We start from the raw sequence: 17,050 nt of genomic DNA on the forward strand, positions 1-17,050 counted from the left end.
CGCCCCCTCCTGCCTGTCGCTGTCGCTGCCGATGGCGGTACGTCCCAGGCCCTCTTTCCTCGCCCCGCAGGAGCTCTCTTGTCCAACCTTCCCTCGCCGCTGGCCTTTCTCGACGTCCCCGGTGAAATGGCCGCGCTGATGCGCCAGAAGGACTGGTCCCAGACGCCCTTCGGCCCCCTGGAGACCTGGTCGACGGCGCTGCGTTCGGCGGTCAGCATCTGCCTCGGCTCGCGCTTCCCCATCGTGCTCTACTGGGGCGAGACCCGCGCCCTGATCTACAACGACGCCTGGAGTCCGGTGCCGGGGCGCAAGCATCCCTGGGCGCTGGGGCGCGCCGGCTGGGAGGTCTGGGCGGAGATCTGGGACATCATCGGACCGATGTTCGATCACGTGATGGCCACCGGCGAGGCCACCTGGTCGGAAGACCAGTTGCTGCCGCTGAACAGATTCGGCTACGTGGAGGAGTGCTACTTCTACTACAGCTACAGCCCGGTGCGCGGCGAGACCGGCGCGGTGGAGGGCATCTTCACCGCGGTGACCGAGACCACCTACCGAGTGCTGACGGAACGGCGCGAGCGATTGCTGCGCAACGTCTCCGAAGCCACCTCGGCGACCCGCGCGGCGGTGGACGCCTGTCGCGAAGGGGTGCGCTGCCTGCATGAGGTGCCGGAGGAAGCGCCCTTCTGCCTGGCCTATCTGCGTGACGCCGCCACCGGCGCCCTGAGGCGCGTGGCCCTGGCCGGGCTGGCCGCAGACGATCCCCTCGCACCGCTGGAGGTCACGGCGGACAGCGATGCCCTGCCCTGGTCCTTTGCCGCGGCCCGCCACGCGCCGGCGCTGATCGGCGGGCTGGCCGAGCGTCTGGGGGGTCGCCTGATCGGCACGCCCTGGCCGGAGCCGCTGGAAGAGGCCCTGGTGGTGCCCATCCCCGGTCCGCCGGGCGAGGAGCCCCATGGCTATCTGGTCGCGGGCATCAGTCCACGACGGCGGGTGGATGCCGACTACCGGAATCTCTTCGTCCGCGCCGCCGGGCACCTGGGCACCGCCATCGCCAATGCCCAACGCTACGAGGAAGAACGCCGCCGCGCCGAGCAGCTGGCCGAACTGGACCGGGCCAAGACGGCGTTCTTTTCCAACGCCAGCCATGAATTCCGTACGCCGCTGACACTGATGCTCGGTCCCCTGGAAGACATGCTGGCACGCCCGGATCGCACCGCGGGCGAACCCCGGGTCGGTCGCCAGGAGCTGGAACTCATCCAGCGCAACGGCCAGCGCCTGCTGCGCCTGGTGAATTCGCTGCTGGACTTCTCGCGCATGGAAGCCGGCCGGATGCGCGCGAGCTTCGCGCCCCTGGACCTGGCGCTCTATACCGCGGAACTCGCCAGCAGCTTTCGCTCGGCCATGGCCCGCGCCGGCCTGGCCTTCGGCATCGACTGCGGCCCCCTCGACGAACCGGTCTGGGTGGATCGCGATCTCTGGGAAAAGATCGTCCTGAATCTGGTCTCCAACGCCTTCAAGTACACCCTGGCGGGCGAGGTGCGGGTCAGCCTGCGGCGCCAGGATGGCTGTGCCGTGCTGGCGGTCGCCGACAGCGGCGTCGGCATCCCGCAGAGCGAACTGGGCAAGGTGTTCGACCGCTTCCACCGCATCGAAGGCCAGATCGGCCGGACCCACGAGGGCACCGGCATCGGCCTGGCGCTGGTCAAGGATCTCACCGAGCTGCATGGCGGCGAGGTGCGGGTCACCAGCCAGATCGGCGTGGGCACCACCTTCGAGGTGTGGCTGCCGTTCGGCCACGCCCATCTGCCCGAGGCCAACCGGGTCAGCGCGACCCAGGTGTCCACCGCCACCCGCGCCGACACCTTTGTCGCCGAGGCCCTGCGCTGGCTGCCGGACGAGCCGCTCCCCAGCGCCCCCGTGACGCGCGACGAACAGGTCGGGGGTGGCCAGGGGCGCGGCGAGCGCATCGTCCTGGCCGACGACAACGCCGACATGCGCGGCTATGTCGAACGGTTGCTCAAGGAGTCCGGCTACCAGGTGGAAGCCGTGGCCGATGGCCGTGCCGCGGTCGAGGCGGTGCAGCGGCAACTGCCGGCGCTGGTGCTGTCCGACGTCATGATGCCGGTGCTGGACGGCTTCGGCGTGTTGCGCGCCTTGCGCAGCGACGAGGGCACCGGCCAGGTGCCCATCATTCTGCTGTCGGCACGGGCCGGCGAAGAGGCCTCCATCGAAGGCATAGCAGCCGGCGCCGACGACTACCTGGTCAAACCCTTCAGCGCCCGCGAGCTGATCGCCCGGGTGGAAGGCGCCATGCGCCTGGCGCGACTCAGACGCGAGACCGCCGATGCCCTGCGCCAGGCCAACGAGGTGCTGGAAATCCGCGTCCGCGAACGCACTCGCGAGCGTGACCAGCTCTGGGCCTACAGCCACGACCTCATCGGTATCGCCGACAGCCGTGGCATCTGGGTCAGCATCAACCCGGCCTGGACCCGTACCCTGGGCTGGACGGTGGACGAGATCATCGGCAAGACCTCGGAATGGCTGGAGCATCCCGAGGATCGCCAGCGCACCCGCCAGGAGATCGCCCAGCTGGCGGCCGGCGCCGCCAGCTTCAATTTCGAGAATCGCTTTCGCACTCGCAGCGACAGCTACCGCACCCTGTCCTGGACCGCCGTGCCCGAGGGCGGCCTGCTCTATTGCGTGGCCCGTGACGTCACCGTCGAGCGCGAACGGGCGCTGGAGCTGGAACAGGCGCGGGACGCCCTGCGCCAGAGCCAGAAGATGGAAGCCATCGGCCAGCTCACCGGCGGCATCGCCCACGACTTCAACAACCTGCTCACGGCGATCACCGGCTCGCTGGAATTGCTGCAGCGCCATTTGAACGGCGAGCAGCCCCGCGCCGAGCGCTACATTGGTATCGCAATCGCCTCGGCACAGCGGGCCGCCGCTCTCACCCAGCGCCTGCTCAGCTTCGGTCGGCGCCAGGCGCTGGATTTGCAGCCGGTGGACGTGAATCGGCTGGTCACCGGCATGGAGACCCTGATCCAGCGCACCCTCAACGAGAACATCCGCCTGCAGCTGCAACTCGATGCCGCCACCTGGCCCACCTGCAGCGATGCCAACCAGCTGGAAAACGCCCTGCTCAATCTCTGCATCAATGCCCGGGACGCCATGCCCCAGGGCGGTCAACTGATGATCACCACGCGCAACCTGCGCGATCCCCGATTGCTGATGCTGCCCGAGCGCCTGAGCGGCGACTATGTCGAGCTGGCGGTAGAGGATACCGGCAGCGGCATCCCGGCCGCCGTGCTGGAACGGGTCTTCGAGCCCTTCTTCACCACCAAGCCGCAGGGCAAGGGCACGGGGCTGGGCCTGTCGATGGTCTATGGCTTCATCAAGCAGAGCGGTGGCTACATCGACCTCCACAGCGAGGAAGGCCGCGGCACCCGGGTCAGCCTGCTGTTCCCGCGCCATCAGGGCGTCGCCAGCGAAGACGTGCCGGAGGAAGTGGCGCTGCAACCGGGTCGCGGCGAGCGGGTGCTGGTGGTGGAAGACGAACCCGGGGTGCGCCTGCTGATCGTCGAGGTGCTCAAGGACCTGGGCTATACCGCCCTCCAAGCCGAGGATGCGCCCACCGCCCTGGCGCTGCTGGAGCGCGAGCCGCAACTGGACCTGGTGGTCTCCGACGTGGGCCTGCCGGGGCTGAACGGTCGCGAACTGGTGGAAGAGATCCGTCGCCAGCGCCCCGGCATCGCCGTGCTGCTGGTGACCGGCTACGCCGAAGAGGCCATGGACGTGCAGCGCTTCCTCGGCCAGGGCATGCAGCTGCTGCAGAAGCCCTTCGCCATCGAGGTGCTCAGCGAGCGTATCCAGGGCCTGTTGCAGGACCGTCGCGAGCGTCCCTGACCACGGTTTGCGCCCCTGGCGGGAAATCCTGGAGCTGACGCCTGTCCTATCCAGCCAGGTCGGACCGCCCGCCCTCTGTCGCCAGAGGCGCGGGGGCGGTGCGACCTCGCCTACCCCTCAGGTTTTCAGGATACCCGCGTTCCCTATGTCTTCCTCCCGCTCCACCGCTCCCGCCGCCGACCCTGACCAGAAGGCCTCGGCCCGGCGACTGATCTTCATCACCGTGCTGGTCGCCACCATGGGCGCCCTGGCCTTCGGTTACGACACCGGCATCATCGCCGGCGCCCTGCCCTTCATGACCCTGCCCGCCGACCAGGGTGGCCTGGGGCTCAACGCCTACACCGAGGGCCTGGTCACCGCCGCCTTGATCGTCGGCGCGGCCTTCGGCTCGCTGGCGGCGGGCTATCTCGCCGACCGCCATGGCCGGCGCACCACCCTGCGCCTGCTGTCGATCCTCTTCGTCCTAGGTGCCCTGGGTACCGCGGTGGCGCCATCGGTGGAGCTGATGGTGGTCGCGCGCTTCGCGCTCGGCCTGGCGGTGGGCGGTGGCTCGGCCACGGTGCCGGTGTTCATCGCCGAGATCGCCGGACCCAAGCGCCGTGGCCGCCTGGTGAGCCGCAACGAGCTGATGATCGTCAGCGGCCAGCTGCTGGCCTATGTGCTCAGCGCCCTGCTCGCCTGGCTGGTGCACGAGAACGGTATCTGGCGCTACATGCTGGCCATCGCCATGGTGCCGGGTATCCTGCTGTTCGCCGGCACCTTCCTGCTGCCCACCTCGCCGCGCTGGCTGGCGGCCAAGGGCCGGATCGAAGAAGCCGAAGCCGTGCTGGAGCGCCTGCGCGACACCCCCGAGGAGGTGGCGCGCGAGGTCAAGGAGATGCGCGAGAGCGAGGAGCAGGCCAAGCATCGGCCGCCCTTGCGCGAGCTGCTGAGCCAGGGCTGGGTGGTCAAGTTGCTCTTGCTGGGCATCGGCCTGGGCTTCGTCGCCCAGTTCACCGGGGTCAACGCCTTCATGTACTACACCCCGATCATTCTCAAGAGCACCGGCATGGGCACCAGCGCGGCCCTGACCGCCACCATCGGCAACGGCGTGGTCTCGGTGATCGCCACCCTGCTGGGTATCTGGGCCATCGGCCGCGCTGGGCGCCGCACCCTGCTGCTGGTCGGCCTGGTGATCGTAGTGCTGGCGCAACTGGCGCTGGGCAGCGTGCTGCTGTGGCTGCCGCAGAACCTCACCCAGAGCTACCTGGCGCTGGCCTGCATCCTGGTGTTCCTGCTGTTCATGCAGATGTGCATCGCGCCGGTGTACTGGCTGTTGATGTCGGAGCTGTTTCCCAACCAGGTCCGTGGTCTGCTGACCGGGGTGGCGGTGGCCGTGCAGTGGCTGTGCAACGCCACCGTGGCTTTCAGCTTTCCGGTGGCGCTGGAGTGGATCGGCAACTTCACTTTCTATGTCTTCGCCGCCATCAATGTGGGGTCACTTCTGTTCGTCTACTTCTGCTTGCCGGAGACCCGTGGCAAGTCGTTGGAAGAAATCGAACGCCATCTGAAGAAAGAGTTATAGCGGGTCGTTAGCTGACCGATCGACGATTTTCCGGCTTGCCGCGGACCAAATGGAATAATTTTTCTTGCCGTATCAAGTCGGAATTATCCAGGCCGATGCAGAGTGAAGGCATGCTGCCGTCACTCTTCGCGCCAGGGCGCGACCGGGGCTTTCGATGAACATCAAACAAAAACTCACCTCGCTTTTCGCGGTAACCGCCTGCCTCCCGGTGATCCTGGTGGCGGGCGTGGTCATCATGAACGTGCGCAGCCAGGCCACCGGGGACTTCCTCGACGGTAGCGGGCGCGAAATCCGTCAGATCGATCGCAACATCCAGCAGTTCTTCTCCGGCATCCAGCAGAACGTCGACTACCTGGCCAAGGAGCCGAGCATCCTGGCCCTGGATGGCCTGAAGAACTACCAGGGCGCGGATGCCGCCCAGCAGCCGCAGACCGAAGCCGGCCAGCAGGCGGTGAGCTATTTCACCCGCTTCGCCAAGACCCACCCCACCACGGCCTATCTGTCGATCGGCCTGACCGATGGCAGCTACGCCAGTTGGCCGGACGACGCCAAGCTGGCCAACTACGACCCGCGCGTGCGCCCTTGGTACCAGGCGGCCATGAACAATCCGGGCAAGGTGGTGCGTACCCCGGCCTACTACTGGGCGACCGACGACGTCTCGCTGATGGGCATCGTCCGGACCATGGAAGACGCCAGCGGCAAGGTCCGCGGTGTGGTGGGCCTGGACATCTCGCTCAAGCAGCTCACCGATCTGGTCAAGAGCATCACCCTGGGCCAGAGCGGCTACCTGATGCTGGTGGAAGAGAATGGCAACGTGCTGGTCGACCCGCGCGATCCCAAGCACAACTTCAAGCAGCTCAAGGAGCTGGGCGACGCCTACCAGACCCTCAGCGGCATCCAGAGCGGCCTGGGCGAGGTCACCCTCAATGGCACCGACTACATGGTCAACGTCTATCAGGCCAAGGACCTCGGCTGGAAATTCATCGGCCTGATCGAGCGTAACGAGGTGATGGGCAAGGCCACCGCCCTGACCTGGCAGATCGCCGGCATCACCGCTGTGCTGGCGCTGTTGTTCGCCGTGCTCGGTGCGGCCTTTGCCGGCATGATCGTGCGACCGATCCGTGGCGTCTCCGCCGGTCTCGAATCCATCGCCCAGGGCGAAGGCGATCTGACCAAGAGCCTTAACGTCCAGGGCAAGGATGAAACCGCCGCCCTGGCCGGCTGGTTCAACCAGTTCCTCGCCAGCATCCGCCAACTGGTGCAGCGTATCGGCCAGGCCTCCACCGACCTGCAGCAGGCGTCGCAGACCACCACCCAGGCCGCCGCCAGCATGAACGAGGTGGCCGGGCGCCAGCGCGAGGCCGTGGAAATGGTCTCCACCGCCTTCAACGAGATGGTCGCCACCTCCAACGAAGTGGCGCGTTCCTGCAGCCACGCCGCGGCCTCCGCCGACGCCGGTCACCACCGGGTGCAGGAAGGCTACGGCCAGATCGAGAAGGCCACCGGCAACGTCAATCGCCTCAGCGGCAGCCTGGCCGAGTCGGCCCAGGCCATGGCGGTTCTTGAGCAGGACAGTCACAACATCAACACCATCCTCGACACCATCCGCGGCATCGCCGAACAGACCAACCTGCTGGCGCTCAACGCCGCCATCGAAGCGGCCCGTGCCGGTGAACAAGGTCGTGGCTTCGCGGTGGTGGCCGACGAGGTCCGCGCCCTGGCCAAGCGCACCGCCGATTCCACCGGCGAGATCGACGGCCTGCTCGGCAACCTGGCGCGCAAGACCCAGGAGGTCACCCGCCAGATCGAGACCAGCCTGGAGCTGTCGCAGACCAGCGTGGCCTCCATCAGCGAGGCGCGTGGCAGTTTCGAAGGCATCCGCCAGTCGGTGGACGAGATCCGCGACCAGGCGCTGCAGATCGCCGCGGCAGCCGAGGAGCAGCATCAGGTGGCCGAGGACATCAACCGCCACATCGCCCAGATCCAGGACGACGCCCAGCAGGTGGAAGGCCTGGCCCAGTCCACCACCCGCGACTCCTCGCGCCTGTCGCAGCTGTCGGGCGAGCTGGATGGACTGGTGAGACGCTTCAAGGCCTGATGGCTGCTGGTGGAGAGAGCGAAAGCCCCGCGGGTGATCCCGGCGGGGCTTTTTTGTGTGGCCGAATGGGGCAGAACGTACCGTTGGGCTTCGCTGCGCTCAGCGCCAACCTACGGGTGCAGCACCGTAGGTTGGGTTGAGACGGCCCTATCGTCGAAGCCCAACACCCCTCACCTCAAGCCCCGGACGGCGAACCCTGGTCGCGATCGCCGCGCAGGCTGCTGTGGGCCGCCTGGCAGATCTCGCGCAGGCCGCTCTTGAGGCCCTCTTCGAGGGTGGGGTGATAGAAGGGCATGTCGAGCAGCGAACTGGCGGTCTCGCCATGGATCAGCGCCAGCACCAGCAGGTGGCCGATATGGTCCATGCCCGGCCCGACCATGGCGGCGCCGGTGAGCTTGCCGGTGCCTGGCTCGGCATAGAAACGGGCGATGCCCTGGTTGCGCGCCTCGACCCGGGCGCGGCCCTGGTCGTGGTAGGAAGAGGTGCCGATCAGGCTGTCCTCATCGGGCGGACTGCCCAATACGGCCACCGGCGGATCGGTGAAGATCAGCGAAAACAGCGGCGATCTCGGTGTGGGCCGCACCTCGGGATAGCAGGCGGCATTGTGCCCGGCGATGGCGCCTTCGTCGGAGGCCTCATGGAGGATCGGCCGATCATGGTCGGCATCGCCGGCGATGAAGATCGATGAGGACCCGCACTGCAACGTCTTGGGGTCGTAGACCGGCGTGCCGTGGTCGTCCAGCTCGATGCCGGTGGTTTCCAGGCCCAGGCCCTTCAGCCGCGGCGGACGGCCGGCGGCCACCAGCACATACTCGAAGTCGCCCTCGCCGGTCGCAGCACCGGACCAGGACAGCCGCACGCCCGCGCCCTCGCGGCGGGCATCCACCTCGACATTCAGGTACAGGGTCAGGTCCTGCGCCAGGATCCGGTGCAGCTCGGCCTTGACCTCGGCGTCCTTGAGCGCGCCCAGGCCGTCGTCCTGGCCGAACAGGGTGACGGCCACCCCGAGCCGGGCCATGGCCTGGGCCAGCTCCAGGCCCACCGGACCGGTGCCGATCACCGCCAGGGAACGTGGCAGACCGGCCAGCTCGAAGAGCGTCTCGTTGGTCAGGGCCCGGTCGCCGAGCGCATCGAAAGGCTCGGGGACCAGGGGATAGGAGCCGGTGGCGATGATCACGCTACGGGCCTTAACAGTCTTACCATTACTGAGCTGCAGTCGATCCGGCGCCACGAAGCGGGCGGTGGCGTGCTGGGCGACACCCTCGGGTAATTTCTCAAAACCTTGTTTGGTTGCGGCGACGAAATGATCACGCTCACGTCGTACCCGCGCCATGACGGCTGCGCCATCGACGCCCACGTTGCCCACCTCGATGCCAAAGAGGCCGGCGCGCTGGACGGCGTGATGGGCCTCGCCGGCGACGATCAGCAACTTGGAAGGCATGCAACCCACCGAGGCACAGGTAGTACCGGCCCAGCGGTCATCGATCAACAGGGTGCTGGCGCCCTGGCGCCGGGCGGCGCGTTCGGCGGCGAGGCCCGCGGTTCCGGCGCCGATCACGGCGACGTCGCACTGCAGATCGGCGGGGGTCGAAGCGGCTACAGGGTCACTCATCTCATCACCTGAGGTTACGGAGGGTCACCCGACTCGCGCCAGGACTCCAGCTAGTGACCCCAAGCGCAGCGTTGAGGTTGCATCCTCAAGGCGTGACCCACTTCGACAAAAAACCGACAATTCTTGTCAGGACTGTCAAATTCTATGCCACTCGTCACCTTATACTGGCGATCTGGAACCATTGAGGCTTCATATCCTCAATTAGCCAACTTATATGGACGCAGGCATTCACATGGAACGTGACATCAGCAAGATTCCGCTCATCAACGATTGGTCCTACCTGATCGCCCTGGAAACCGGTCTGTTCACCCGTGGTGAACTCAGCGGCACGGTGCTCAAGGCGCTCAACGACCAGGCCCGCCTGCTCTCCCGTCGCTACCTGGTGCAGAAGTCCAAGCTGGACGTACGCAAGCTGTCGCCCGCCGAGACCGAGATCCTCGATACCCTCAGCGACACCGCCGCCAGTCTGAGACGCCGCCAGCGGCTGCCGCACAACATCGTCAAGAGTCTCAGAGCCGGTGGCCTGATCGCCGCCGTCGAGCGCAGCGTTTGCGCCTCGGGCATCCTGCAGTGCCACAACGGCTTCTATGAAGACGGCCTGGAGCCGGGCGCCTTCGAACGGATCGTCATGCGCCACCCACAGGAATTCGGCGATCACGCCCGCCAGAGCGCCGCCCTCTATTTCGCCCAGGAGCCCTTCGCCCTGGAACAACCGCAAGAAGTGCACGACCAACCGCTGCAGGCCAGCGCCTGATGCACGAGGCGCGCGCAGCGCAAGGGGCGGCCGGGAGGCCCCAGACCCCGTTCGCCTGCGCGCGTCTCGTCGCCCCCGTCGCCTCTCGCGGTACCGCTCTCCCGGAGTCCTGGCGCATGACGCCCGCTTTCGCGCCGCTCAGCCCCCCATAGCCCCTGCCCTCGCCGGCTGGCCGATCTCGCTGATCGCGTCGGCTGTCGCCCTTTCGTTGCCGGTATAGCCGGCAGCGGCCTTTGCCTGCGTCCGTCGCGCTGACGGGCGTTCCCGCCGATGCCGTGTGCGTCGCCGTCCGCCTGGAGTCCGCTCCCGGGCGGCGGCCGCGGCATGGGCCACGGCTGCGAGGAGCAGACATGACCACCGCCCACGTCCCCCAGGGACGCAACAACTTCGATTTCCTGAGATTCGCCGCGGCCTCCACCGTGGTGATCGGCCACGGCTTCTGGCTCTCGGGTCACATCGGCGCCGAGCCGATCCTCAACTTCACCGGTTTCACCGACGCCGCCAACATCGCCGTCTATGTGTTCTTCGTGATCAGCGGCTTCCTGATCACGGCGTCCTTCCAGCGCAGCCGCAATCCGCTGGATTTTCTCGCCAAGCGCGCCCTGCGAATCTTTCCAGCCTTGATCGTTTCGGTGCTCTTCTCGGTGCTAGTGGTGGGCTGGCTCGCCACTAGTCGCGAGACGAGTGCCTACTTCAGCGATCGCCAGACCCTGGGCTTCTTCAAGAACATCCTCTTGATGACGCGCTTCGAACTGCCCGGCGTCTTCACCGGCAATCCCTTTCCCGACACGGTGAACGGCAGCTACTGGACCCTGCCCTACGAGGTCTTCATGTACCTGTCGCTGCTGATCATCGGGGTGCTGGGGCTGCTGACCCGCTCGGTGGTCATGGCCACCCTGGTGGTGCTGGTGGTGGGCAACTTCCTGCTGCTGCCGCAGATGGGCATCGCCAGCTTCGTGCTGCACAAGGTGTTCAGCCTGGGCATGTTCTTTTTCGCCGGTGCCCTGCTGCAACTGGCCGGGCCGCGCATCCCCTGGCGGCTGGACCTGGCCCTGGCGCTCTGTCTGCTGTCGCTGGCAGCCATCGTCTGGCACGTGCTGCCGGTGATCCACCTGGTGTCCCTGGCCTATGTGATCATCTACCTGGCCCAGGTACAGGTACCGGTGCTGCACGGCTTCGGCCGTTTCGGCGACTACTCCTACGGCCTCTACCTGTTCAACTTCCCGGTCCAGCAGTTGCTCATGCACTGGTTTCCCGACAGCTTCTCGCTGCCCGGTTTCCTGGTGGTGAGCTACGTCCTGACCTTGGGCCTTGCGGTGCTGTCCTGGCACCTGATCGAGGCGCCGGCATTGAAATTCAAGCCGCGGCGCCAGGCCCCCACCGCCCCGGTGGCCCCCGCCTGACGGGCAACGGCCGGTCGACTCAGCCGAGGCGACCGGCCAGGGCGAACCCGGCCAGGGTCAGCAGCAGCGATCCCAGCACATGGGCGGTGATGGTGAGCGCCGCCCAGCCCAGGCGACCGCTCTGCAGCAGCGTCACCACCTCGGCGGAAAAGGTCGAGAAGGTGGTGAAGCCGCCGCAGAAGCCGGTCACCAGGAGCAGTTTCCATTGCACGTCCAGCCCCGGATAGCGAGCGAACAGCCCCAGCGCCAGACCGATGACGAAGCCGCCGACCAGGTTCACCAGCAGGGTGCCCATCGGCAGCAGCGGGAACAGTGCATTCAGCCGCAGACCGACCCACCAGCGGCAGGCGCTCCCCAGGGCACCGCCGAACATCACCGCGAACAGCGCATAGGGCATCTCGAACTCCTCTCAACGACGACGGGCGGCGACCAGCAGCACGGCGATGCCGGCCAGGGCTGACAGCAGCGAGCCCAGCAGCACCCCGATCTTGACCTCGTCGACCAGGAAGGGCGCACCCGGAAAGGCCAGGGCACCAATGAACAGACTCATGGTAAAGCCAATCCCGCAAAGCAGGGCCACGCCATAGAGCTGCAGCCAGCTGGCACCCTCCGGCAGCCGCGCCAGGCCACTGCGGATAGCCAGCAGCGCCATCAGCGAGATGCCCACCTGCTTGCCGAGGAACAGCCCCAGGGCGACGCCCAGCGGCACCGGGTCCAGCAGATTGCCAAGGGAAATGCCGGCCAGGGAGACCCCGGCATTGGCGAAACCGAACACGGGCACGATGAGGAAGGCCACCCAGGGGTGCAGCACGGATTCCAGCCGGAGCAGCGGCGAGGCGTCGTCGGCCGCGCTATCGCCCAGGGGAATGAACAACGCCAGGATCACCCCGGCCAGGGTCGCGTGGATGCCCGAGCGCAGCATGCAGAACCACAGCAGCGCCCCGACCAGCAGATAGGGCAGCAAGGCGGTGACCTTGAGGCGGTTGAGCACGAACAGCACCGCCACCAGCCCTGCCGCGGCCAGCAGCATGCTGGCGGAGAGATCGCTGGTATAGAACAGGGCGATGATCAGCACCGCGCCGAGGTCGTCGAGGATGGCCAGCGCCGAAAGGAAGACCTTGAGCGACACCGGCACCCGCGACCCCAGCAGCGACAGCACACCGAGGGCGAAGGCGATGTCGGTGGCGGCGGGAATCGCCCAACCCGAGAGGGTCTGGGGATCGTGGCGATTGACCAGGGCATAGAGCAGCGCCGGCACCAGCATGCCGCCCAGGGCCGCGAGGCCCGGCAGGGCGCGATCGCCCCAGCTGGCGAGTTGGCCGACCGCCATTTCGCGCTTGATCTCCAGGCCCACCAGCAGAAAGAAGAGGGCCATCAGGCCGTCGTTGATCCAGTGACCGACGGAGAGCCCACCGACGTACCAATGCAGGCTGGCGAAGTAGCCCTCGGCCAGCGGCGAGTTGGCGACGATGAGGGCAATGGCCGCGGCGACCATCAATACGATGCCGCCGGCGGCCTCGGCGGCGCAGAAGCGCTGAACGAAGGCCAGGGCCTTGGTGGGGGAAGGTATGGATGACATGGGCAGCAGGACTCCTGCGCGGCGGCCCGACCTGCGCTCGATTCAACCTGTCCTACCGCGCGACTGCGGCGACACCCAGCCGATAATCCTACTACGGCGGACGGCCCCTCGCAGTAGAAAATCCACCTGGGGCGGCAGACGCTCTGGAGCGCTGCCTGACCGCTGGAAGAGGCGGCACAGGGGCCGGTTCGGTCTTGCCAGGGCGGCGTACAGGGAGGACCATCAGCGCCCTCGTTCTGCCTAGCAGCTGCTTTCCCATGTCCCAGGAACCCCTTACGCCCTCCCCCTCGCCCTCCCTTTCCGCGCGCCTGATCCAGGGCCTGCGGGCCTTCTGGCCCGCGCCGCTACCCATCGACGGGCGCGAGCGACTACGCGCCAGCCTGGGCGCCGGCCTCGGCATCCTGCTCGCGGCGCTGCTGGCGGCCTGGTGGCTGGAAGGCCAGCCGGTGCATCAGCACGGCGCCCTGGCACTGGCCCTGGTGGCGCCGCTGGGCGCCAGCGCCGTGCTGGTGTTCGCCCTGCCCTCCAGTCCCCTGGCGCAGCCCTGGTCGGTGGTGGGTGGCAATACCCTGGCGGCGCTGATCGGCATCGCCTGCGCGCGGTGGATTCCCGAAGCCAATCTGGCCGCCGCCGTGGCGGTCGCCCTGGCCATCGCCGCCATGTTCACCCTGCGCTGCCTGCACCCTCCGGGCGGCGCCTCGGCGCTGCTGATGGTGCTCATCGGTGCCCAGGACTTCAGCTATGCCTGGAGTCCGGTGGCGCTGGACTCGCTGCTGCTGGTGAGCGCCGGCCTGCTCTACAACAACCTGACCCGGCGCCCCTGGCCCCATGTGCCACGCCCGGCCGAGCCGAGCAGCGAGACGCACCTGCAGCGCGCCGACCTGGACGCCGTGCTGGCGCGCTACAACCAGGTGCTGGACATCAGCCGCGACGACCTCGCCGAATTGCTCGAACAGGTGGAGGCACGCGCCTACCAGCGCAAGATGGGCGAATTGCGCTGCGCCGACGTCATGAGCCAGCAACCGGTGACGGCCCGCGCCGAGATGCCGCTGCAGGAAGCCTGGGCGCTGATGCGCGCCCGGCGCATCAAGGCGCTGCCGGTGGTGGATCGCCAGGGCTATCTGCTGGGCATCGTCACCGTCGCCGATTTCATGCGGCAGATCGACCTGGACGTGCACGAGGGCCTCGGCTGGCGCCTGCGCTCCCTGGTCCGGCCGAAGGCGCGCCAGGACGAACACAGCGTCGGCCGCATCATGACCCGTACCGTGCGGGTGGCCAGCGCCGACCGCTTGCTGATCGATCTGGTACCGGTGTTTTCCGAGAACGGCCACCGCCACATCCCCATCATCGACGGCTCGCGCCGCCTGGTGGGCATCATCACCCAGTCGGATCTGATCCGGGCGCTGTACCAGGCGGTGCGCGTCTAGCGGTTCAGACCTGGAAGCGATTCACCAGCCCCTGCAGATCCACCGCCAGCCGGGACAATTCCTGGCTGGCGGCACTGGTCTGGCGGGCTCCGTCGGCGGACTGGGTGGAGAGATCGCGGATGTTGACCAGATTGCGATCCACTTCACGGGCCACCTGGGCCTGCTCTTCGGCCGCGCTGGCGATCACCAGATTGCGCTCGTACATCTCGCCGATGCGGCTGTTGATCTCGTCCAGCGCCACCCCGGCGGTTTCCGCCAGGGCCCGCGTGGCCTGGGCGCGCTGACTGCTGCTGTGCATGGAGCCCAGGGCCTGGCTGGCGCCGCTGCGCATGCCCGAGACCATCTGCTCGATCTCCAGGGTGGACTGCTGGGTACGGCTGGCCAGAGCGCGCACCTCGTCGGCCACCACGGCGAAACCACGTCCGGCCTCACCGGCCCGCGCCGCCTCGATGGCGGCATTGAGCGCCAGCAGGTTGGTCTGCTCGGCGATGGCGCGAATGACGTCGAGCACCTTGCCGATGTCCTGGGACTGCTCGGCCAGGCGCTGGACCACCGTCCCGGTGGCCACGACCTCGTCGGACAGCGCCTCGATGGCGCCCAGGGTTTCCGCGACGCGAGTCTGGCCTTGCTGCGCGGCCTGGCTGGAGGCCCGCGAGGCTTCGGAGGTGGAGACGGCGTTGCGCGCCACCTCGTCCACCGCGGTGCTCATCTCGGTGACGGCGGTAGCGGCCTGTTCGATCTCCTGGTTCTGCTGCTGCAGGCCCTGGCCCGCGGCCTCGGTGACCGCATTGAGCTCTTCGGCGGCGGTGGCCAACTGGGTGGAGGAGCCGGCGATGCGCGAGAGGGTCTCACGCAACTGCCCCTGCATCTGCTGCAAGGCGCGCTGCAATTCGCTCACCTCGTCACGCCCCTGCACCGCCAGGGTCTGGGTCAGGTCGCCCTGGGCGACACGGCGGGCGGCCAGCAGCGCTTCGCGTAGCGGTCCGACGATGCTGCGGGTCAGCAGCCAGGCCATGAGCACCGTGGCCAGGGCGGCCAGGACGATCACCGCGATGACGATCAGCCGTGAAGCCTCATAGCGATCCGCCGAGACCTTGCCATCGCGCTCGATACCCTCGGCATAGAGGTCGCCCAACTCGCCCAGCTGCTTGCCGGTGCCGTCCACCACGGGTTTCATGTCCACCAGGGTCAGTTTGTTGAGCGCGGCGGTATCGCCCCGCCGCGCCAGGGCGAAGGACTCGGTCATGCCCTGCTGATAGGTGGCGAAATCGCGCTTGAACAGATCCCAGCGCTGGTGCTCCTCGGGGGTGTCGACAAAGACCTCATAGGCCTTGATGCCCTCCATGAGCACCTTGTTGCGCGCCTCATACTGGCTGACATAGGTGTCGATGTTGCGCGGTTCCGGGTCCAGCGCCAGCCGCAAGGAGATGGTGCGGATGCGCAGCATGTTCTCGCGGATGGCGTCCACCGCGCGGATGCTCGGCACCCAGTCGCGCTCCGTCACCACCTGGCGTTCGCGGATACCCGCCATCTGCGCCAGGGAAAACAGGCCGAGAAAAGCCACCATCAGGGCGATCAGGCCGAAGCCTAGCGCCGCGCGGGGCGCGATGTTGCAATTGCGTAACAGCATGGAATCTCCGTGGCCGCTGGCCCTGTTGTTGTCTGACAACGTATATCGGCCAGGACACCCTGCCCTTTAGCGCAGCGGTTGCAGCGAACCTCGCCGCGTTTTCGCCGTCTCACAGGCACTGTCGCCCATTCCGGGCGACCTGCCAGGAATGTTCGGATGAAAACCGGTCCCTCTCGCGCCTCCCCGTTCTCCGCGCCTCGTGCGCTGCTCGCCAGCCTGGTCCTGGGTGGCGGTCTGCTCCTCGCGGGCTGCGCCGGCAATCCGCCGACCGCGCAGATGGCCGTGACCCAATCGGCCGTCAACGAAGCCGTGAGTGGCGGCGGCAACCAGTTCGCCCCGATCGAGACCAAGTCGGCTCAGGACAAGTGGACCCAGGCCCAGGCGGCCCTGTCCAACGAGAAATACGACGACGCCAAGCGCCTGGCCGAGCAGGCCGAGTGGGATGCCCGCCTGGCGACTCGCAAGACCCAGGCCGCCAAGGCCGCGGCGGCGCTGCAGGATGCCCAGAACAGCATCCAGCAGATCCGCGAGGAAGGTCAGATCAACCTCCAGCTGCAACAGAATCTACAGAAAAAGGTGCAGCAGTAAGGCTGCCCGCTCTCTTGAAGGACGAAACCCATGCGTAAACGTTTTCTGCTTCCGGTACTGTCGGCCCTGACCCTCACCCTGGCCGCCTGCGCCACCCCGCCCAACCCCAACCTGGAAAAGGCGCGCAACGACTACGCCGCCCTCGAATCCCAGCCCCAGGCCACCCAGCTGGCGGCGCTGGAAACCAAGGATGCCGGCACCTGGCTGGCCAAGACCGACAAGGCCTACAAGGACGGTGAGAACGAGCGCACCGTCGACCAGCTGGCCTACTTGACCCAGCAACGCATCCAGACCGCCATGCAGACCATCAAGCTGCGCATGGCCGAGGCCGAGCTGAAGAAGGTCGATGCCCAGCGCGGCGAAACCCGCCTGAACACCCGCACCGAGCAGCTGCAGCAACTGCAGAAGGCGATCAAGTAAGGCCATGGGTGCAGGACTCCTTTGGGAATCCTGCACCCGGCACCGTGGTCCTCTACAGACCCGCGAGCG

At 67.4% G+C, this 17,050-nt stretch carries 11 protein-coding genes and 2 pseudogenes; 9 read left to right on the forward strand and 4 right to left on the reverse strand.

Going from position 1 to position 17,050, the window contains the following annotated elements; all coding sequences use genetic code 11:
* Positions 1 to 78 precede the first annotated feature (78 nt).
* The 4 genes and pseudogenes from V6W80_RS20100 (at position 79) to V6W80_RS24155 (ending at position 7,568) form a co-directional block, all read left to right on the forward strand.
* The gene (locus V6W80_RS20100) at positions 79 to 3,906 is read left to right on the forward strand and encodes an ATP-binding response regulator (RefSeq protein ID WP_338545206.1); all 3,828 of its coding nucleotides are present in this window, start codon (positions 79 to 81) and stop codon (positions 3,904 to 3,906) included.
* A gap of 145 nt (positions 3,907 to 4,051) precedes the next feature.
* Complete coding sequence (locus V6W80_RS20105) at positions 4,052 to 5,470, forward strand: sugar porter family MFS transporter (protein ID WP_338545207.1); 1,419 nt, start codon at positions 4,052 to 4,054, stop codon at positions 5,468 to 5,470.
* Between the two features lie 235 nt (positions 5,471 to 5,705).
* A pseudogene (locus tag V6W80_RS24150) lies at positions 5,706 to 6,665 on the forward strand (cache domain-containing protein); the annotation flags it as partial.
* 198 nt (positions 6,666 to 6,863) lie between these two features.
* On the forward strand, positions 6,864 to 7,568 hold the full coding sequence (locus V6W80_RS24155; RefSeq protein WP_430707822.1) for a methyl-accepting chemotaxis protein: 705 nt from the start codon (positions 6,864 to 6,866) through the stop codon (positions 7,566 to 7,568).
* A 175-nt stretch (positions 7,569 to 7,743) separates the two neighbouring features.
* On the opposite strand, the gene V6W80_RS20115 is transcribed toward V6W80_RS24155, so the two are convergent.
* Complete coding sequence (locus V6W80_RS20115) at positions 7,744 to 9,180, reverse strand: dihydrolipoyl dehydrogenase (protein ID WP_338545209.1); 1,437 nt, start codon at positions 9,178 to 9,180, stop codon at positions 7,744 to 7,746.
* A 232-nt stretch (positions 9,181 to 9,412) separates the two neighbouring features.
* Here V6W80_RS20115 and V6W80_RS20120 point away from each other — a divergent pair, with 232 nt between their 5' ends.
* Together V6W80_RS20120 and V6W80_RS20125 are read left to right on the forward strand one after the other, a co-directional pair.
* A complete protein-coding gene (locus V6W80_RS20120; RefSeq protein WP_338545210.1) occupies positions 9,413 to 9,934 on the forward strand; it encodes a hypothetical protein in 522 nt (173 codons plus the stop codon).
* A gap of 350 nt (positions 9,935 to 10,284) precedes the next feature.
* Entirely contained in the window at positions 10,285 to 11,337 is a 1,053-nt protein-coding gene (locus V6W80_RS20125; protein ID WP_017638666.1) for an acyltransferase family protein, read from the forward strand.
* 19 nt (positions 11,338 to 11,356) lie between these two features.
* On the opposite strand, the gene crcB is transcribed toward V6W80_RS20125, so the two are convergent.
* On the reverse strand, positions 11,357 to 11,734 hold the full coding sequence (gene crcB, locus V6W80_RS20130) for a fluoride efflux transporter CrcB (RefSeq protein ID WP_017638665.1): 378 nt from the start codon (positions 11,732 to 11,734) through the stop codon (positions 11,357 to 11,359).
* 12 nt (positions 11,735 to 11,746) lie between these two features.
* Positions 11,747 to 12,916 carry a Na+/H+ antiporter NhaA gene (gene nhaA, locus V6W80_RS20135; RefSeq protein WP_338545211.1) on the reverse strand — a complete coding sequence of 390 codons (1,170 nt, stop codon included), beginning with the start codon at positions 12,914 to 12,916 and terminating at the stop codon, positions 11,747 to 11,749.
* A gap of 257 nt (positions 12,917 to 13,173) precedes the next feature.
* Here nhaA and V6W80_RS20140 point away from each other — a divergent pair, with 257 nt between their 5' ends.
* Positions 13,174 to 14,343, forward strand: coding sequence for an HPP family protein (locus V6W80_RS20140; protein ID WP_338545212.1), 1,170 nt, complete (start codon positions 13,174 to 13,176; stop codon positions 14,341 to 14,343).
* A gap of 4 nt (positions 14,344 to 14,347) precedes the next feature.
* On the opposite strand, the gene V6W80_RS20145 is transcribed toward V6W80_RS20140, so the two are convergent.
* Entirely contained in the window at positions 14,348 to 15,973 is a 1,626-nt protein-coding gene (locus V6W80_RS20145; protein ID WP_338545213.1) for a methyl-accepting chemotaxis protein, read from the reverse strand.
* Between the two features lie 156 nt (positions 15,974 to 16,129).
* Between V6W80_RS20145 and V6W80_RS20150 the strand changes: the two genes are divergently transcribed.
* Positions 16,130 to 16,561 carry a DUF4398 domain-containing protein gene (locus V6W80_RS20150; RefSeq protein ID WP_017638661.1) on the forward strand — a complete coding sequence of 144 codons (432 nt, stop codon included), beginning with the start codon at positions 16,130 to 16,132 and terminating at the stop codon, positions 16,559 to 16,561.
* A gap of 30 nt (positions 16,562 to 16,591) precedes the next feature.
* Positions 16,592 to 16,975, forward strand: a pseudogene (locus V6W80_RS20155) (DUF4398 domain-containing protein); the annotation flags it as partial.
* Positions 16,976 to 17,050: the final 75 nt, after the last annotated feature.

It is taken from the genome of Pseudomonas benzopyrenica (genome assembly GCF_036884265.1).
GTDB classification, from domain to species: Bacteria; Pseudomonadota; Gammaproteobacteria; order Pseudomonadales; family Pseudomonadaceae; genus Chryseomonas; species Chryseomonas benzopyrenica.